An 18442-nucleotide genomic window follows, 5' to 3' on the forward strand; every position below is an offset into this window, starting at 1 on the left:
GCACCCCGAGGAGACCTGGTGACCGTGCCCGGCGGCGACAACCAGCGCGGCATCCGGCGGCGCAATCTGGCCCGGGTGCTGCGGACCGTGGCCGCGCAGGGGCCGCTCTCCCGGCCGGAGGTCGCGGCGCGGATCGGGCTGACCCGGGCCGGGGTGGCCCCGCTGGTCGACGAGCTGCTGCGGGCCGGGCTGCTGGTCGAGTCGGGGCGGGCGGCGACCGGCGGCCGGGGCAGGCCGGGCAGTGAACTGGCGGTCAGCGACCGGGGTCCGGCCGGGATAGGGGCCGAGATAGGCGTCGACCACCTGGCGGTGTGTGCGGTCGATCTGCGCGGCCGGGTCCGGGCCCGGGTGGCGGCCGATGCGGCGAACCGGCACAGCGCTCCCGGGCCCGTGCTGCGGCAGCTGTCCGGGCTGCTCGCCGAGGTGACCGACCGGATCGCCGCCGAGGGACTGCGACCGGCCGGGCTGACGGTCGCGGTGCCCGGTCTGGTCGCCCGTGATGCGACGACGGTGGTGCACGCCCCCAACCTCGGCTGGCGGGCGGCCGATCTCGCACCGGGGCTCGCCACGGCGACGGCCCCGGCGGACGGCTCCCGCACCATCCCGCTCACCGTGGAGAACGAGGCCAACCTCGGTGCACTGGCCGAGCTCCGGCTGGGCGGGGGCGCCGGCCGGCCCGCCCCGCCGCCGGACTTCGTGCATGTGTCGGCGGAGGCCGGGATCGGCGCCGCGGTCGTCGTGGACGGTCAACTCCTGCGGGGCGCCCGGGGCTTCGCGGGGGAGCTGGGGCATGTGCCGGTGTATCCGGACGGCCCGCCGTGCGACTGCGGCGGCCGTGGCTGTCTGGAGCAGTACGCGGGGGAACCGGCCGTCCTGCGGGCGGGCGGGCTCACCGCCGAGCAGGCGGCGACACATCCGGGCCCTGGCGCCCGTATCGCTCTGCTGGCGCGCCGGGCCGCCGACGGGGACGCCGCTCTCGTACGCGCCCTGCACGACGCGGGGACGGCGCTGGGCATCGCGCTCGCCGGGGCGGTGAATCTGCTCGATCCACAGGCGGTGGTCCTCGGGGGTGCGCTGGCCGCACTGGCGCCCTGGGTCCTGCCGTCCCTGGAGCGGGAGTTGACGCTGCGGACGGCCGTCACGGCGGAGCACGGGCGGGGCGGCGGGCCGGTGGTGACGGTGTCCCGGCTGGGTGCCGACGGACCGCTGCTGGGGGCGGCGCACGCCGCGCTGCAGGGGGTCCTGGAGGATCCCCTCCATTCCTGCACCCCGGCACACTCTCCCCGGAATTGAGCCCGCTAAACCTTTCCATGGCAGGGGAATTCCATGCCACCCCATCGAGCGATTGTGCCGATAAAAACAGCAGCACTACCTTCGGTTCGGCGGGCTGCCGCGGAACCGCCTGGAAACGGGGTTTCGGGCGGTCCGCATCGCACCCTTCGAAGAGCTAGGTGGCACTGTGACCATTGCCGATGAATCGCTGCACGACAGTGCGGAAGACGCCCGGAATTCCAGCCTGAGCACCACCGCGGCACGGAATTTGGCGACCACCACCAAAACCGCACCGCAGATGCAGGGCATTACTTCCCGATGGCTGCTGCGGCTGCTGCCCTGGGTGCAGGTTTCCGGTGGCACCTATCGCGTGAACCGCCGGCTGACGTACACCCTCGGCGACGGGCGTATCGATTTCGACACCAGCGGCAGCGATGTGGCGATCATCCCCGATGAACTGCGTGAGCTGCCCGCCCTGCGGGAGTTCACCGATACCGAGGTGCTGGCGGCGCTCGGCGACCGCTTCACCCAGCAGGAATTCGCGCCCGGTGAACTGATCGGTGAGGCGGGCGGGCCGGGTGACCGGCTGGTGCTGATCGTGCACGGCCGGGTGGACCGTATCGGCACCGGCAAATACGGCGAGGACGCGGTGCTGGAGGCGCTGGCCGGCGGCGACCACCTCGGCGACGAACCGCTCACCGACCCCGAGGGGATCTGGCAGTTCAGCTATCGCGCGGTGACCCGGGTGACCGTCATGACGCTGACCCGGCAGGCCGCACAGGCGATCATCGACCGCTCCCCCGCACTGCGCGAGCATCTGACGACGGCCCGCCAGGGCGCCGCGCAGCCGATGAACGCCAGTGGGGAATCGGCGGTCTCCGTCGCCTCGGGGCACCAGGGCGAACCGTCCCTCCCCGACACCTTCGTCGACTACGACACCACGCCCCGGGAGTACGAACTCAGCGTCGCGCAGACGGTGCTGCGCACCCACAGCCGGGTCGGCGACCTCTACAGCGACCCGATGAACCAGGTGGAGGAGCAGCTCAAGCTGACCATCCAGGCGCTGCGGGAGCGCCAGGAGCACGAGATGATCAACAACCCCGGGTTCGGGCTGCTGCACAACGCCGACCTCAAGCAGCGCATCCACACCCGCACCGGCCCGCCCACCCCCGACGACCTCGACGATCTGCTGGCGACGGTCTGGAAGGACCCGGGCTTTCTGCTCGCCCATCCCCTGGCCATCGCCGCCATCGGGCGGGAGTGCAGCGCCCGCGGACTGTATCCGACCGCGGTCGATGTCATGGGGCATTCACTGCCCTCCTGGCGCGGGGTGCCGATTTTCCCGTGCAACAAGATTCCGGTGACGAAGGAGCGGACGAGTTCCATTCTGCTGGTGCGCACCGGCGAGGAGAAACAGGGCGTCGTCGGCCTGCATCAGACCGGAATTCCCGATGAATATGAGCCGGGTCTTTCGGTGCGTTATATGGGCCTGGACGACCGGGCGGTCATCAAGTATCTGGTCAGCGCCTACTACTCGGCGGCCATTTTGGTGCCCGATGCGGTGGGCGTTCTCGACGACGTACAGATCGGCCACTGAACCGCATCCGGCGGAACCGCCCTTCGCGCCGCACAGCACCGCCCCGCACCGCTCCACGCACAGCACAGCACAGACAAGAACAGGTGAGCCTTCCTCATGACCACATCGGTGGACCCGACGTCCGGCCCGCAGGTGTCCGCGAGCGAGCAGACCCGCTCCAGCCTGGACACCGCGGCCGCGCGCAAGCTGGCGACCACGACCAAGACCGTGCCGCAGATGCAGGGGATCTCCTCCCGCTGGCTGCTGCGCATCCTGCCCTGGACGCAGGTCTCCGGCGGTACGTACCGCGTCAACCGCCGCCTTACCCACACCCTCGGTGACGGACGGGTGGAGTTCGTCTCGACCGGCTCCGAAGTCCGGGTGATTCCGGAGGAGTTGCGCGAGCTGGCGCCGCTGCGCGGCTACACCGACACCGCGGCGCTGGAGGCGCTGGCGGACCGGTTCGTCCAGCGGGAGTTCGCGCCCGGTGATGTGCTGGCACGGGCGGGCGGTCCCACCGACCGGATCGTGCTGATCGCGCACGGCAAGCTCGACCGCATCGGCGCCGGCAAGTACGGCGACGAGACCGTGCTGGGGGTGCTGGCCGACGGTGACGCGATCGGCGCGGCGGCGCTGCTGACCGCGGACGCGGAGTGGGAGCACTCCGTACGGGCGGTGACCCGGGTGACCGCGCTGACCCTGTACCGCAGCGACCTGGAGGAGGTGCTGGGCCGGTCGGAGTCGCTGCGCAGCCATCTCGCGGACGTCGGTGCGGCGCTGGTGCCGGCCCAGAACAAGCACGGTGAGGCGGCCATCGAGCTGGCCGCGGGCCATGTCGGTGAGCCGATGCTGCCGGGCACCTTCGCCGACTACGACCTGGCCCCGCGCGAGTACGAACTCAGCGTGGCGCAGACGGTGTTGAAGGTGCATTCGCGGGTCGCCGATCTCTACAACGACCCGATGAACCAGCTGGACCAGCAGCTGCGGCTGACCGTGGAGGCGCTGCGGGAGCGCCAGGAGCACGAGATGATCAACAACCCCGGGTTCGGGCTGCTGCACAACGCCGACCTCAAGCAGCGCATCCACACCCGCAGCGGTCCGCCGACCCCCGACGACCTCGACGAGCTGATCTCCCGGCGTCGTAAGACCCAGTTCCTGCTGGCGCATCCGCGGACGATCGCGGCCATCGGGCGGGAGTGGAACGCCCGGGGCATCTACCCCACCACCGCGGAGTGCGAGGGCACCGCGGTCCGTGCCTGGCGGGGCATTCCGCTGCTGCCCTGCAACAAGATCCCGATCACCCCGGAGCAGACCAGCTCGATTCTGGCGCTGCGGGTCGGCGAGGAGAACCAGGGCGTGGTCGGGCTGCACCAGACCGGCATCCCGGACGAGTACCGGCCCGGTCTGTCGGTGCGCTTCATGGGCATCAATGACCAGGCGGTCATCAACTACCTGGTCAGTGCCTACTTCTCGGCGGCGGTGCTGGTGCCGGACGCACTGGGCATTCTGGAGGACGTCGAGATCGGCCACTGACCGGCCGGTCGCCGCGCCGGGTGCCACGTCGACAAGCCGCCGTCAGGGCCGTCGGCGTGGCACCCGGGTGACGTCCGATCAGGTATCCCGTCACTCCTGACCTGCACCGTTCCGCCTTTGGTCCAGCCATTGGCGGAACGGCCATTCCCTTGGCAGGGCGTGCCCTGTTGCGCATCATGAACGCACCGCATGTGCGTGACATGTACGCGACCACCCCTCGCCTTGTCAGGAGTTCACATGGAGCCCGCCCCCCACCGCCCGGCCCGCCGGCGTCTGCTGACCGGTGCGGCCGCGCTCGCCGCATCCGCCGCCCTCACCCCCCTCGCCGCGGCCTCCACCGCCGCCGCACCGCACCGGCACACCCCGCCCGGCGGCGCCTACCCCCCGGTCCACTGGGTCCCGGCGAACCGGGCCAACTTCACCGCCGCCGACCGCCCGGCGCGGTACCCGGTCGAACGGGTCGTGGTGCATGTGACCCAGGAGACCTACCCGGACACCCTCAAGCTGTTCCAGGACCCGGCGCACAAGGCGGCCGCCCACTATGTCGTACGGTCCGCCGACGGCCACATCGCCCAGTGCGTGCGCGAGCGGGACGTCGCCTGGCACGCCGGGAACTGGAACTACAACACCCGCAGCATCGGCATCGAGCACGAGGGCTGGATCGACGACCCGACCTGGTTCACCGACCCGCTCTACACACAGTCCGCCCTGCTCACCGCCGCCATCTGTGACCGGTACGGGATCCCCAGGGACCGGGAGCACATCATCGGCCATGTCGAGGTCCCCGGCACCGACCACACCGACCCCGGGGAGTTCTGGGACTGGGCGCGCTATCTGCAACTGGTCAACGAGGTCTCCTGGCAGCACCCTGAGGACCCGGTCCGGCGACACGACGGCCGTTCCGCGGGTGTACGGATTCCTGACACGTCCGGGTCATAGTGAGCGTCTTCGGCACCTGGGACAGTTGACGTGACGTCAGGGGGGATCGTGAGACAGCGATTCGGTCGGGTTCGCGCGGTGCTGACGGTGCTGGTGGCATGGGGTGTGCTGGCCGGCGGAGGGATAGCGGGCGGCGGGGCGCCGGCCGCCGCCGCGGGCCCGGACCTCCGCCGCTCCGGTACCGCGCCGGTGGCCCCCGGTGTGACCTACGGCGAGTTCCGGATGACGCTGCCGCGCGGCACCGCGCACGGGCATCTGCTGACCATCGATCTGGCCGATCCGCGGGTCTCGGTGGATCTGCTGTACCCGGGGGCGGTCGGCGCGCGGTCTCCGGTCTCCCAACTGGCCGCGGAGCGCCGGGCGGTGGGGGCCGTCAACGGTGACTTCTTCAATATCACCGAGACCCAGCACCCGGGTGTGCAGCCGACCGGCGCCTCGGTCGGCCCGGCGGTGGCCTCCGGACGGCAGCTGAAGGGCGCGGTGCCCGACGGGCAGCGGTTCGGTCCGGTGATGCCGCCCGGTGCGACCACCGAGGACGTCATCGGTGTCGGCTACGACCGCCGCGCCCGGCTGGACCGGCTCACGCTGCGCGGTGCGGTGCTGACCGGCGAGGGGGCGCTGCCGCTGCGCGGACTGAACCAGTACGCGCTGCCGGTCGGCGGGATCGGCGCGTACACCGCGCAGTGGGGTCCGGCGTCCCGGATGCGCGCCACCTGCGGTACGGACACCGACCGGGCCGCGCCGTGCAGTACGGAGACCGCGGAGGTGACGGTCCGGCACGGCCGGGTGACGGCGGTCGGCGAGGTGCCGGGCGCCGGCGGGGTGCCTGTGGGCAGTGTGGTGCTGGTGGGCCGGGAGGACGGGGCGCGGCAGCTGCGCACGCTGCGCATCGGTGAGCCGGTGGAGGTCAGCTCGTACCTCGTCGGCCGTCGGCCCGGCCGGCTGCGCTGCGCGGTGGGCGGCTTCCCGATCGTGCGGGACGGCGCGCCGCTGGCCGGTCTGGACACCGTCGCCGTGGCGGTGCGTACGTCCGCGGGGATCGGGGCCGGCGGCCGGGTGCTGTATCTCATGGCGCTGGACGGGGCGCCGGGCCAGACCGGCCTGACCGTGCGCGAACTGGCGGATCTGATGGCGGAGTTGGGCGTGCGGGACGCGATGGACCTGGACGGCGGCGGGTCCTCGACCCTGGTCACCGGCGACGCGTACGGGGCCACGGTCCGCAACCATCCGTCGGGTGGCGCGGAGCGGCCGGTGCCCAATGCGCTCGGGGTGTTCTCCGCCGGCTGAGCGGACCGGGGTGCCGCCATGGGCGCCGCGCAACCTGACGGCGGCGGGCCGCCACCGTCACGGACGCAGACTGCTCACCACATCGGCGGCGCCGGACAGCCCCTGGTGAATGTCGGGGGCGAGGCTGCTGCTCGCCAGATAGAAGCCGAGCAGCGCGCACACCAGGGCGTGCGAGAACTTGAGCTTGCCACTGCGCAGGAAGATCACGGTCAGGACCACCAGCAGCAGGACGACCGAGATGGAAATCGCCATGGGACGCACGCCTCCTCAACCGCCGCCCGAACGGGCAGCAAGGGGTGGCCAGTTTGGCGTATTTCAGGGTATGTCCGGTTCTCGCCCGGGTGCTCCGATCGGGTGATCACTGCGGGTCACGGGAGGATCCGCGTCAGGCCCGGCCGAGCACGCAGAACTCGTGACCCTCCGGGTCGGCCAGGCAGGTCCACGGGACGTCGCCCTGCCCGAGGTCGAGGTCGGTGGCGCCGAGGGCCCGCAGCCGGGCCACCTCCGCCGCCTTGTCGTCACCGGTGTACGGCAGCAGGTCAAGGTGGGCGCGGTCCGGCACGGTCTTCGCGTCGGGCGTGCGGAGGAACTCCAGATACGGGCCGACCCCCTTGGCGGAGCGCAGCACCGCACGATCGTCGGCCACCTCGCAGAGGGTCCAGTCGATCGCCTCACCCCAGAACCGGACCATGGCCCGCGGATCCGCACAGTCGACCACCACCGCGGCGATCGGCCCGGTGTCCCGGTAGATCTCCCGGGGCTCCAGCACGCAGAACTCGTTGCCCTCGGGGTCGGCGAGGACCGTCCACGGCACATCACCCTGGCCCACGTCGACGGGGGTCGCGCCGAGGGACCGCAGGCGCGCGACCAACTCGGCCTGATGGGCCGCGGAGGTGGTGGCGAGATCGACGTGGACACGGTTCTTGGTGGTGGTCTTGGGTTCCGGGACGGCCACGACATCGATGCAGACGGCGGCCGGGTCCGGCCAGACGAAGTCGCCGCCGGGTTCCACATTGCTCACACCGGGGGCCTCGCTGGACAGGCCCCAGCCGAGCGCTTCCGCCCAGAACCGGCCGATCGCCGCGTCATCGAGCGCCTTGATGTTCACCTGTACCGGTCGCAGTGCCATGCCGGTGATCTTAAGCCGCCGCTCCGCAGCGACATCAGGTGGCGAGCCGGATCGTGATCACGGCACCCTGCCCCGTGATGTGGATCACATCACTCCCTGCAACGAACTGTGGCGATCGGTCGTCTTAGCGTCCGTCATTGACACCCTCCCCCACCGCAGACGGAAAGCCCCGAGATGAGCCAGCCCTCTTTCTTGCGTCACCGGTCGTTCCGGCCGCCGTGCCTCGCGCTCACCCTGGCGACGGTCGTCGGAACGGGCACGCTCAGTGCGTGTGCGGGCTTCACGGCACCGGCGTCCATGGCCGCGCCGGTGAAGGTGGCGCTGGGCACGGCCGGGGGCACCAGGACCGCGCAGGCCGGGGACAAGCTCAAGGTGACCGCGGAGGGTGGTGTGCTGACCGAGGTGACGGTCACCGACCCCAGGGGCCGGCGGCTGCCCGGCGGGCTCGGGCGCGATGGCACCTTCTGGACCTCCAGCGCCGAGATCGCCCCGGCCACCAAGTACTCCGTCGTCGCCAGGACCAGGAGCGACCGGGGCGGCGTGGGTGCCGCCAAGGAGTCGCTCACCACCGCGCAGCCGGCCCGGCTCAACACACTGGTGCCCGATCCCGGCACCCGGGACGCCGTGGTCCCCGTCGAGAGGCTGCTCACGCTCACCTTCGACCACCCGGTGACCGACCGGGCCGCGGTGGGGCGCCGCCTGAGCGTCACCAGCGACGACCGGACGACCGGTTCCTGGGACTGGGAGAAGGACCGCAACGGCAAGGACCAGGTGACCTGGCGGCCCGCGCAGCGCTGGAAACCGGGCACCGAGGTCCGGCTGCGGGCGGAGCTCCACGGGGTGGACTCCGGCGGCGGCCGCTATTTTTCCGGCGACTATGACCTGAACTTCACCATCAGCCGGAGTTGCACCGACTCGGACCTGCGACAGGTTTGTGGCAAGGTCCACGTGGGTGACCCCGCCGGGGTCACTCCGTCCTCCGTACGGGGGAAAGACGACCACAGCACCGGGATCGGAGACTGGGATGACGGCCGGTCCCCGTGGCGCAGAAACAGCGCCTTCGCGTCGAGCAGCTGACACCTTTCAGAGCCTAATGTGACGGAATGAGCACCGTGCAGGACCAGGATCAACTCACGGGGTGGCGGCGCTTCAGGCGCCGTGTCCCCAATGGCTTCGCCATCATCTTCAGCGTATTGGGGCTGTTTTGTGCCCTGACGGCGCTGATCGGGCCCCTCCGGCGCGGACTCCAGCCGGTGATCTACTGGCTGGACACCCTCACCATCCCGGTGGCGCCGAACTTCGCCTACGCGGCCTTCCTCTTCCTCCTGGGCGCGGCGATGACCGCCAGGAAACGGGTGGCCCTGTGGTTCGTGGTGGCCTACATGGTGCTGGTCACTTTGGCCGACGCACTGTTCCTGGCCAACGGGTACTGGGAGTTCGCCTTCTCCCTGGTGCTCTGCGCCGGGGCGCTGGTGCTGCTGCTCGTCTCGCACCGCGAGTTCTACGCGATCACCCGGCGCGGTGCGTTCCTGCGCGCCATCCTGGTGCTGGTCGGCGGGCTCGTGGCGGCGGTGCTGATCGGCTGGGGGCTGGTGTCGCTGGCCCCCGGGACCCTGGAGTACGGCGCCGCCAACCGGCTGCTGTGGACGGCCAACCGCGTCTGCGGCGGGCTGGTCGGCGGCCACATCGTCGAGGGCCATCCGCCGCACTGGATCAGCGTCGTCCTCGGACTGCTCGGTGCGCTGGCGCTGCTCAACGCGGCGGCCGCGCTGTTCCGTTCGCAGCGCATGGAGGCCGCGCTGCACGGTGACGAGGAGGACCGCATCCGGGCGCTGCTGGACCGTTACGGCAGCCAGGACTCGCTGGGCTACTTCGCCACCCGCCGCGACAAGGCCGTGGTCTTCTCCCCCAGCGGCAAGGCCGCCGTCACCTACCGCGTCGAGGCCGGGGTCTGCCTGGCCAGTGGTGACCCGGTCGGTGACCGTGAGGCGTGGACCCAGGCCATCGAGGCATGGCTGGAGGTCGCCGGGCGGTACGGCTGGCAGCCGGCCGTCATGGGCGCGAGCGAGGACGGCGCCAAGGCGTTCGCCCGCAGCGGTCTGAACGCACTGCAGCTCGGCGACGAGGCGATCCTGCATGTGAAGGACTTCGACCTGGCCGGCCGCGAGATGCGGGTCACCCGCCAGGCCGTCAACCGCGTCGAGCGGACCGGTGCGACCTTCCGCGTACGGCGGCACTCCGCGCTGACCGACGAGGAGATGCAGGAAGTCATCCACCGGGCGGACGCCTGGCGGGACACCGAGACCGAGCGCGGCTTCTCGATGGCGCTGGACCGGCTGGGCGACCCCGCGGACGGGGAGTGCCTGCTGGCCGAGGCGTTCGACGGCGACGGCAACATGATCGCGCTGCTGTCGTTCGTCCCCTGGGGCACCGACGGCATCTCGCTGGACGTGATGCGCCGCGACCGCAGCGCGCCCAACGGCGTCATGGAGTTCATGGTCGCCCAGCTGTGCGCCCAGGCCGGGGCGATGGGTGTACGCCGGATCTCGCTGAACTTCGCGGTGTTCCGCTCCGCCTTCGAGGAGGGCGCCCGGATCGGTGCCGGCCCGGTGCTGAAGGTCTGGCGCCGGCTGCTGCTGTTCTTCTCCAAGTGGTGGCAGCTGGAGGCGCTGTACCGCTCCAACGCGAAGTACAACCCGGAGTGGTATCCGCGGTTCCTGTGCTACGCGGACGCCGGCGCGCTGGCCCGGATCGCCCTGGGCTCGGGTATCGCCGAGGGCTTCGTCGACGTACCGAGCCTGGGCGCGCTGTGGGGCAAGGGCCACAAGAAGCGGGTGCTGGCCCCGGCGAGCACCGCCGGACTGCCGTCGCTGGACGAGCTCGGTCTGGTCAAGGCCGCGCCGGCCAGCGAGGAGGAGCTGCACGAGCAGGAGCTGGCCGCGCTGCCCGAGCAGGTGCGGGTGCGCCACCGCAAGCTGGAGCGGCTGCGGGAGGACGGCACCGACCCGTATCCGGTGGGCGTCGAGCGGACGCACACCCTGGGCCAGGTGCGCGACGAGTTCCCGGACCTGACGCCCGGGGCCCGTACCGGCAAGTCCGTCAGCGTCGCCGGGCGGGTGCTGCTCACCCGCGACCACGGCGGGGTGCTCTTCGCGGTGCTGCGCGACTGGTCGGGCGATCTGCAGATCGCGCTGACCCGGGACGGCAGCGGCACCGAGCTGCTGGACCGCTTCGGCTCGGACATCGACCTCGGTGACCATGTCGAGGCGGAGGGTGAGGTCGGCACCAGCGACCGCGGTGAGCTGACCGTGTTCGTCACCCGGTGGCGGCTGACGGCCAAGTGTCTGCGGCCGCTGCCCGACAAGCGGCGCGGGCTGTCCGACCCGGAGGCCAAGGTCCGCCAGCGGTATGTGGACCTGGTCGTCTCGACGGACGCACGGGAGAACGTCCGGGCACGCAGCACGGCCGTGCAGGCGCTGCGCCAGGGACTGATCGAGCGCGGCTATCTCGAAGTCGAGACGCCGATGCTGCAGCAGATCCACGGCGGCGCCAACGCCCGCCCGTTCCATACCCATATCAACGCCTACGACCTCGATCTGTATCTGCGTATCGCGCCGGAGCTGTATCTCAAGCGGCTGTGTGTGGGCGGTATGGAGAAGGTCTTCGAGATGGGGCGGACGTTCCGTAACGAGGGCATCTCCTACAAGCACAATCCCGAGTTCACGATGCTGGAGGCGTACCAGGCGTTCGCCGACTACGACGTGATGCTGGACCTGACCCGGGAGCTGATCCAGGGTGCGGCGATCGCCGCGTTCGGCAGCGCCACCGCCCGTAAGGCGGATGCGAACGGCCGCCTGGTGGAGCACGACATCTCGGGCATCTGGCCGGTCAAGACCGTCTACGGCGCGATCTCCGAGGCACTGGGTGAGGAGGTCGACGCGGACACCGCGCTGGACCGGCTGCGGCGGCTGTGCCACACCGCGGCGGTGCCGGTGAAGCCGGAGATGGGCCGCGGCGACATCGTCCTGGAGATGTATGAGCGCCTGGTGGAGGAGAAGACCCAGCTCCCCACGTTCTACAAGGACTTCCCGACCGATGTGTCGCCGCTGACCCGGCAGCACCGCAAGGACCCGCGGCTCGCCGAGCGCTGGGACCTGGTCGCGTTCGGCACCGAGCTGGGCACCGCCTACTCGGAGCTGACCGACCCCGTCGAGCAGCGCCGGCGGCTCACCGCCCAGTCACTGCTGGCGGCGGGCGGTGACCCGGAGGCGATGGAGCTGGACGAGGACTTCCTGCAGGCGCTGGAGTACGCGATGCCGCCGACCGGCGGGCTGGGCATCGGCGTGGACCGGCTGGTGATGTTCCTGACCGGTCTGTCGATCCGCGAGACCCTGCCGTTCCCGCTGGTGCGGCGGCGCTGAGGGCGGCCGTCGACGAGCGGCGGATGGCGGATACCGGCCACCTCCTTATGGGGGTGGCCGGTGTCGTTTGGGGGTGACGGCCTGCCCGTCGGTCCGGCGGTCAGAACCAGTTGACGGTGAGCGGGAAGGTGGCGGTGGCGGTGGCCTCCGCGGCGTCGGTGGCGGTGACGGTGACCGGGAAGGTGCCGGTCGCCCAGGGCCTGCCGGTGATCCGGCCGGCTGCGGCGTCCAGGGTCAGGCCCAGCGGGAGGCCGGTGGCGCGGTAGGTGAACGGGGGTTTGCCGCCGGTGGCGGTCAGTTGGACGGTGCAGCCCTGGCCGAAACGGCAGGTCTGCGGGCCGGGGGCGGTGAGGGTGAGCTCGTCGCCTGGCGGCTCGGTGCCGGTGTCGAACACCCCGGTGACGGGGGTGGCGGTGGCGGCGTTGCCCGCGTGGCCGGTGCCGTACATGTCCTCGAAGGTCCGCAGCAGACTGAAGTGGTTGTAGTCGCCGCTCACCGCGGACCGTCTGACATGGGCTCCGTGGAAGACGGTCGCGATCCGGTTGGAGCCGAGGTAGTTGTCCTCGTCCCAGGTCACCATCAGCAGGCTGTTGTGGTCCTTGGCCCAGCGGGCGTAGGAGTCGAGGTTGTTCTTCAGCCAGGTGTCGCCGCTGCCGACCGCGCAGTCGTGCATGTCGTTGCACATGTCCGGGATGACGAAGGACAGTGTCGGCAGCTTGGTGAAGTCGTCCTTGGGGAACTGGGCGAAGGTCTTGCCGCTGGTCACCGGGACGTTCTTGAAGGCGAACCAGGGGTTGTGCTTCTGCGCGTAGCGGCCGCTGGAGCAGGTGGTGGAACCCTCGTCGGGCAGCCCCTCGTTGTAGCTGGCGAAGGTCTTGCCGGCCGCGATCAGTTCCTGGGCGAGGTTGGGGGCGGACAACGACTGCGCGGTGTAGCAGCCGTCGCCGGTGACTCCCTGGGTGGCGCCGGAGAAGAGGTTGAAGTAGTTCGGCTGGCTGGGGTGGGTCAGGGCCTTCATTCCGGTCAGTTCGGCGCCGTCCTGGGCGAGTTGGTTGAGGTAGGGGGCCTGGGCGTTGCCGATGATCTCGCCGTACTGCTTGTTCTCGAAGACCACGATCACGACATGGTCGTAGGACGGCAGCGCGGACCGGACGGTCCGGGCGTCCGCCGCGGAGGCGACGGCGAGCAGGCCGAGCGTGCCGAGTGTCGCCACGACCGCCCTGCGCAGGCGGATCGCTCTGCGTCTCATCAGGGTCTCAGCTCCTTGTCCGGGGGGTGAGGGACGGGTGAGGGGGTGTCCGTCCTCGCGAGGGCGGATGAGGGGTCTCAGTCCTCGCGTCGGGCCGCGTCCGCGACGGTGATCCGCAGAAAGCGCGGGACGGGCAGGTCACCGCGGCGGCAGGCGTCGGCCACCGCGGACCGGACGGCCGCACGCCGTCCGGGCGGCATCGCCAGCAGCACGCTGCGGCCGGGCCGCAGTCCGGGCCACGAGGCGGACCAGGCACCGGCGCGCAGGGCGTCGTGGACCGCGGTGGCCAGGGCGGTGGCGGTGGCCGTGGGGCCGCCGGTGGCGAGGCGGGCGGTCACCAGCAGCAGGCTCGGCGGCGGGCCGCCGTCCGGGGAGCGCAGCGGACGGCTGCTGCCGTCGGGGGCGAGCAGCTGACCGCTCCGGGCGAAGAGCACCGCCCGGCGCAGGGCGTCGTCGCCGGGTACGGCGGCGGCCAGCAGCCGCGCCAGCTGTGCGCGGGCCGGCGGGCAGCCGCCCCGGTCGGCGTGCACGGACGCGACGGCCAGCGCGGTCGCGCACTCCAGCGGCTCGGCGGCGGACAGCCCCACCGCATCCGGCAGGGTGGCGTTCAGCTGTAGATCGGCGCCGCCCCGGCCGACTCCGGCGGCGGCGAGTGCGCGCAGCGCGGCATACGGGCGGGCGGCCCAGCCGGGGGCGCGGCCGGCCGGTCCGGTGAGCGGGAGTTCGGCGGTCTCGGCCGGGTGGTGGAGCGAACCGCAGCGCAGCATTCCGTCATCGCGCGGGGCGACGGCCGCGGCGACATGCCAGTTGGCCGCCGCGATCCCACCGGCCCGGGGCGCGGTACCGGTGGGGGGCGGGGCCGCGGGCGCGGTGAGCCGGAAGGCGTACGGCGCCCGCCACACCGCTTCGGGCCGGCGGTGGTACTCCGTCGCGAAACCATGGGCGAGCAGCCGCAGCAGCGGCTCCGCCGTCGCCCGGCGGGCCAGGTCCACCCCGTTCATCCCAGCTCTTTGCGGGCGAGCAGCCGGTAGGCGTTGCCGCCGTCGGTGGCACGCGCGAGCGCCGTACGCACATTGTCGAGCGCGAGGGCGGCGGCGTAGCAGGGAATCGCCAGGGTCTGTACGGCGCTTCGGGCGGCGCGCCGGGCGCGGGTGGCGGGGATGGTGGCCCAGGGGGCGAGCGGGTCGGGGGCGAGCCGGTTGGCGGTGAGGGCGACGGCGCCGAGGAAGTCCGCGTTGTTCTGGTGGGCGGCGCCGTGCTGCTCGGCGAGGACGGTGAAGCCCCGGGACTCCAGGGCCTGTTTGAGGTTGCCGGCCGGCATCAGATGCTGGTGCTGGGGCTGGAACCACGGCAGCCAGTGGGGGCCGAGCAGACGGGAGATCCGGGACTCGGGGTCGGGGAGTTCGATCAGCAGATGTCCGCCGGGGGCCAGGACCTTGACGGCCGCGTCGAGTTCGGCGAGGGGGTCCCGGGTGTGTTCCAGGTAGTGGTGCATGCTCACGGTGTCGTAGCGGCCGGCCAGCCGGTCGGCGAGATCGGGGAACTGGCCCTGGTAGGCGGTATCGATCCAGCCGCGCCGTGCCGCCTCGTGGACCCCTTCGCCCATGTCCAGCCCGTCGAAGCGGGTGGCGGGCCATACGCCGCGGGCGGTATTGCAGAAGTGTCCCCCGGCGGTGCCGACATCGAGCCAGTTCCTGGGGGTGGTGAAGGGCCGGAGCAGTTCGGCGCGGTCGCGGTAGGTGGCGCTCATCCGGCCGAGGACCAGGGCGGCGCCCTCGCCGCCGAGGCCCTCGTAGAAGTCGCGGTAGTAGAAGTCGAGTCCCTCCAGGGTGAGCCGGGGGTTCTGGAAGACATGGCCGCAGTGGCGGCACTCCTCCAGGGTGAAGCGGCCGGGCTTGGCCTGGAGCAGGTCGGGCATCCGGACCCGTACGACGGGGTCGGGGGCCGAACACCAGGGGCAGTCGGTGCGCCGGGGTTCGAAGAACCGGTCGGTGCCGGCCGCGAGTTCGGCGGTGTAGGCGGCGTGGCCCGCGGTGCCCTCGGCCCGGGGCGGTTCGGCGGGCGGGGTGGCCAGGGTGCGCAGCGCGGTGGACAGGGAGCGCAGCGGACGGGTCGCGGTGGCGCGGGCCAGTCCGGCCGGGCGCAGACCGCGGGCCGGGCTCAGCACGGCGGCGGGCTGCAGCCAGTACAGGGCGGCCGCCGCCGCGCCCCAACGCGGCTCCGAGAGCGCGCACTTCGCCAGCAGCGCCAGTCCTGCCAGCTGGGCGGCGGACAGCAGGGCGGGCGGGAGACCGCGGGCGCGGAGCTCCTCGGCGCGCCGGGCGGGGTCGGGGTGCGGCGACCGCAGGCCGGGGGCGATGGCCCAGCCGGTGGTGTCCGGGGCGTACTCCTTGAGGGTGCGGAGGAGGCGGATCAGGCCGGCCACCGACTGCGGTGGCGGCTCGGCGTCGAGCCCGGCCCGCCGGTGGATGTCCTCGGCCACCAGCAAGGCGTGGCCCGCGCCCTGTCCCGGGGCGCACCGGTCCGTGCGATGCGCCTCCGGGTCGAGCAGCCGCAGCAGACCGAGGACGCTCTCCGCGTCCAGGTGGGCCGGGATCAGGTCCACGACGCGCAGTCCTTCGCGGGTGGCGTGGGCGACCGCGGCACGCAGCGTCGCCTCGTCGGCCACGACGCCGGGTGCGGTGATCAGCTGCCAGCCGGGGAGCGGGGGTGGCGCGGTGTCGTGCGGCCCGGCGGGGGTGTGCGGCCCGGCGGGGTCGAGCACGGGCAGCGAGGCGAGCCGGCGGCGGGCGCGTACGGTGCCCGCGCCCAGGGCCGTCACGGCGACGGCCGCCGCCCATCGCGTGCGGTGTCCCGAACGGTGCGCTCGCGTCATGTGGCTCACGGTCCCTTCTCGTTGTCGGTCGGGGCGGTGCCGGGTGCGGACGGGCCGGGGTGCGGTCCCTTCGGGCCGGGGTGCGGTCCGCGGGCGCCGGGCGGGAGTTTCTCCAGGCGGTCGGCCGCTGCGGCGGCGCCGCCCGCCGCGGCGAAGGACGCCTGGATACGGCGGGCCGCACTCCGGTGCGCCGGGTCGTCCAGTACAGCGGCCAGGGCCTGATGAAGCTCGTCCGTACGGGCCCGGCCGAAGCGCACCCGTACGCCCGCCCCGGCCTCGGCCACCTGGCGGGCGACGATCGGCTGGTCATCGCGTACGGGGGCGACCACCAGCGGCAGCCCGTACGCGAGCGCCTCGCACACCGTGTTGTGGCCGCCGTGGCACAGCACCGCGTCGAGATGCGGCAGCAGCTGGAGCTGGGGGACGTACTCCTGGTGCAGCATGTGCGGCGGAATGTCCCCGGCGAGGTCGGCCGGTGCGGCCAGGATCAGCTGCGCCCGGTCCGCGAGGGCGTCCGCGGCGCGCAGTACGGCGGGGTAGAAGCGGGCGCCGGCCGCCCGGTTGAGGGTGCCCAGCGAGACGAGCACCCGGGCGCGGCCGGGGTCGAGCCGACCCCACGGGAAGTCCCCGCCGGTGGGGCGGGCGCCGAAGGCGGGACCGACGAAGGCGTAATGCGGCGGGTACCTCCCGGGGGCGCCGCCGGGCCCGCCGTCGGTCGCGTGCGTGTGTGCATGCGTGTTCGCGTGCGTGTGTGCATGCGGTGCGCTCGCCGCGGCCGGATCCGGACCGCCGTCTCCGATGAGTGCGGGGGTGGAGAAGACCAGGACGAGGTGCGGGGAGAAGCGGGGGTCCCAGCCGCCGGGCGCACCGCATTCGGCGAGCAGTGCCGCGATGCGCTGGGTCACCCACTCCCCCACCTTCGGGAAGTCGTCGAACGGCCGGATGATCTCCGCCGAGGTGGTCGCCGAGGTCGCCCAGGGCAGGCCGTGCCGGCGCGCCACCAGAGGCCCGGCGAGGGCCTGTTGGTCGGCCACCAGGACATCGGGCCGGAAGGCTTCGACGGCGGTGTGCACACCGGGCAGCATCGCGCGGGCGAGCGGGATGAGGGCCTCCGCCCACAGGAAGCGCAGCGCGGCGATGCCCCGCAGATCGCGCCACCGCGCGCCGCCCAGGTCATGGCCGCCGTCCGCGTCCCGGTCTCCCGCCGCGTACAGCAGGGAGCCCGTGGGGAGCAGCGGTGTCAGGGCCGCTGCGGGCCCCGTCCAGGCGACCTGGTGGCCGCGCGCGGCGAGTTCGGCGGCGACGGCGAGGGTGGGGTTGACGTGCCCGGCCAGCGGCGGCACGACGAACAGCACTCTCATCGGGCCACCGCCCCGGCCGGTGCGCCGAGCCGGCCCAGCAGCGCATCACACAGCCCCTCGGTGGCCTCGTTGAGCACGGTGTGCCCCACGTCGGGCAGCACACAGAGTTCGCAGTCCGGCGCGCTCAGCATCAACTCCTGTGCACCGGGGAGGAGTTCGGAGTGCTCTCCGTAGACGCCGAGGACCGGACGGCGCAGCCGGGCGAAGTCGTGGCAGGTGAAGGGCGTATCGGCCGCGATGTCCTCGATGAGGGTGGTGTGGTTGAGCAGCGCATCGGCGGCGGCGGACAGCCGGGCCTCCTTGCGTCGCCCGAGCGCGGCCAACTGCTCCCCCGTCCGGCGGTGTTCGAGACCGAGGGCGGCGACGGAGAGGGTGTCGGTCATGTCCTCGATCCAGTCGCCGGTCAGATGGGCGTCGATCAGGACGACGGAGGCGACGAGCTCCGGCCGGACGAGGGCGGTGTGCAGTGCCAGCGCGCCGCCGTAGCTGTTGCCGACCAGATGGACCGGGTGACGGTCGAGGCCCAGGGAGCCGAGCAGGGCGATGAGGTCGGCCACCGAGGTGGCTCTGTCGTACCCGCTGGGCGGGCGTTCGCTGCGGCCGTGCCCGCGCTGGTCGTAGAGGAGCACATCGTGTCCGGCGCGGGAGACGGGGCCGGCGAGGGTGCAGTAGAAGCTCGACAGGTTGTCCATCACCAGCCCGTGGAGGAAGACGACGGCGGGTCTGTCGGGCCGGGGGCCGCCGTGGCCCGGCAGCCACTGGGTGTGCAGGCGCAGCCCGCCCGCGGGTGTCAGGGCCAT

General features: G+C 72.4%; 14 protein-coding genes. 7 read left to right on the top strand and 7 right to left on the bottom strand.

The window, feature by feature from the left end:
* Window positions 1-18: 18 nt before the first annotated feature.
* From STRTU_RS04375 to STRTU_RS04395, 5 genes are all read left to right on the top strand, one after another.
* On the top strand, window positions 19-1293 hold the full coding sequence (locus STRTU_RS04375; protein WP_159746683.1) for an ROK family transcriptional regulator: 1275 nt from the start codon (window positions 19-21) through the stop codon (window positions 1291-1293).
* Window positions 1294-1459: 166 nt separating this feature from the next.
* Entirely contained in the window at window positions 1460-2869 is a 1410-nt protein-coding gene (locus STRTU_RS04380) for a family 2B encapsulin nanocompartment shell protein (RefSeq protein ID WP_159742322.1), read from the top strand.
* 96 nt (window positions 2870-2965) lie between these two features.
* On the top strand, window positions 2966-4381 hold the full coding sequence (locus STRTU_RS04385) for a family 2B encapsulin nanocompartment shell protein (protein WP_159742323.1): 1416 nt from the start codon (window positions 2966-2968) through the stop codon (window positions 4379-4381).
* A 237-nt stretch (window positions 4382-4618) separates the two neighbouring features.
* Entirely contained in the window at window positions 4619-5320 is a 702-nt protein-coding gene (locus tag STRTU_RS04390) for an N-acetylmuramoyl-L-alanine amidase (protein WP_159742324.1), read from the top strand.
* A 48-nt stretch (window positions 5321-5368) separates the two neighbouring features.
* Window positions 5369-6607: a phosphodiester glycosidase family protein gene (locus tag STRTU_RS04395; RefSeq protein WP_159742325.1), complete on the top strand. Its 1239-nt coding sequence runs from the start codon at window positions 5369-5371 to the stop codon at window positions 6605-6607.
* Window positions 6608-6664: 57 nt separating this feature from the next.
* Here STRTU_RS04395 and STRTU_RS04400 read toward each other — a convergent pair whose 3' ends face one another.
* Both STRTU_RS04400 and STRTU_RS04405 read right to left on the bottom strand, forming a co-directional pair.
* Entirely contained in the window at window positions 6665-6859 is a 195-nt protein-coding gene (locus STRTU_RS04400) for a hypothetical protein (protein ID WP_018088533.1), read from the bottom strand.
* A 133-nt stretch (window positions 6860-6992) separates the two neighbouring features.
* Entirely contained in the window at window positions 6993-7736 is a 744-nt protein-coding gene (locus tag STRTU_RS04405; protein ID WP_159742326.1) for a VOC family protein, read from the bottom strand.
* A 174-nt stretch (window positions 7737-7910) separates the two neighbouring features.
* Here STRTU_RS04405 and STRTU_RS04410 point away from each other — a divergent pair, with 174 nt between their 5' ends.
* Both STRTU_RS04410 and lysX read left to right on the top strand, forming a co-directional pair.
* Window positions 7911-8813 (top strand): Ig-like domain-containing protein, encoded by a 903-nt coding sequence (locus STRTU_RS04410; RefSeq protein WP_159742327.1) that lies wholly within the window; start codon window positions 7911-7913, stop codon window positions 8811-8813.
* 26 nt (window positions 8814-8839) lie between these two features.
* The gene (gene lysX / locus STRTU_RS04415) at window positions 8840-12157 is read left to right on the top strand and encodes a bifunctional lysylphosphatidylglycerol synthetase/lysine--tRNA ligase LysX (RefSeq protein ID WP_159742328.1); all 3318 of its coding nucleotides are present in this window, start codon (window positions 8840-8842) and stop codon (window positions 12155-12157) included.
* 100 nt (window positions 12158-12257) lie between these two features.
* Here the strand turns inward: lysX and STRTU_RS04425 are convergent, their stop codons facing one another.
* The 5 genes from STRTU_RS04425 to STRTU_RS04445 form a co-directional block, all read right to left on the bottom strand.
* Complete coding sequence (locus STRTU_RS04425) at window positions 12258-13406, bottom strand: alkaline phosphatase family protein (RefSeq protein ID WP_159742329.1); 1149 nt, start codon at window positions 13404-13406, stop codon at window positions 12258-12260.
* 77 nt (window positions 13407-13483) lie between these two features.
* Window positions 13484-14407: a galactokinase gene (locus STRTU_RS04430; protein WP_159742330.1), complete on the bottom strand. Its 924-nt coding sequence runs from the start codon at window positions 14405-14407 to the stop codon at window positions 13484-13486.
* A complete protein-coding gene (locus STRTU_RS04435; RefSeq protein ID WP_246240112.1) occupies window positions 14404-16281 on the bottom strand; it encodes a class I SAM-dependent methyltransferase in 1878 nt (625 codons plus the stop codon). Before STRTU_RS04435 ends, STRTU_RS04430 begins: the two co-directional genes overlap by 4 nt.
* Before the next feature lie 5 nt (window positions 16282-16286).
* A complete protein-coding gene (locus tag STRTU_RS04440) occupies window positions 16287-17636 on the bottom strand; it encodes a glycosyltransferase (RefSeq protein ID WP_159746685.1) in 1350 nt (449 codons plus the stop codon).
* Window positions 17637-17638: 2 nt separating this feature from the next.
* On the bottom strand, window positions 17639-18442 hold the full coding sequence (locus tag STRTU_RS04445) for an alpha/beta fold hydrolase (RefSeq protein ID WP_159742331.1): 804 nt from the start codon (window positions 18440-18442) through the stop codon (window positions 17639-17641).

The sequence above is a fragment of the Streptomyces tubercidicus genome, from assembly GCF_027497495.1.
GTDB classification, from domain to species: Bacteria; Actinomycetota; Actinomycetes; order Streptomycetales; family Streptomycetaceae; genus Streptomyces; species Streptomyces tubercidicus.

Excerpts from the sequence above, each read along its gene's own strand:
- STRTU_RS04435 (WP_246240112.1), bottom strand. The coding sequence starts at position 16,281 with ATGACGCGAGCGCACCGTTCGGGACACCGCACGCGATGGGCGGCGGCC.
- STRTU_RS04405 (WP_159742326.1), bottom strand. The coding sequence starts at position 7,736 with ATGGCACTGCGACCGGTACAGGTGAACATCAAGGCGCTCGATGACGCG.
- STRTU_RS04410 (WP_159742327.1), top strand. The coding sequence starts at position 7,911 with ATGAGCCAGCCCTCTTTCTTGCGTCACCGGTCGTTCCGGCCGCCGTGC.
- STRTU_RS04390 (WP_159742324.1), top strand. The coding sequence starts at position 4,619 with ATGGAGCCCGCCCCCCACCGCCCGGCCCGCCGGCGTCTGCTGACCGGT.
- STRTU_RS04400 (WP_018088533.1), bottom strand. The coding sequence starts at position 6,859 with ATGGCGATTTCCATCTCGGTCGTCCTGCTGCTGGTGGTCCTGACCGTG.
- STRTU_RS04445 (WP_159742331.1), bottom strand. The coding sequence starts at position 18,442 with ATGGCCCTGACACCCGCGGGCGGGCTGCGCCTGCACACCCAGTGGCTG.
- STRTU_RS04430 (WP_159742330.1), bottom strand. The coding sequence starts at position 14,407 with ATGAACGGGGTGGACCTGGCCCGCCGGGCGACGGCGGAGCCGCTGCTG.
- lysX (WP_159742328.1), top strand. The coding sequence starts at position 8,840 with ATGAGCACCGTGCAGGACCAGGATCAACTCACGGGGTGGCGGCGCTTC.
- STRTU_RS04425 (WP_159742329.1), bottom strand. The coding sequence starts at position 13,406 with ATGAGACGCAGAGCGATCCGCCTGCGCAGGGCGGTCGTGGCGACACTC.
- STRTU_RS04385 (WP_159742323.1), top strand. The coding sequence starts at position 2,966 with ATGACCACATCGGTGGACCCGACGTCCGGCCCGCAGGTGTCCGCGAGC.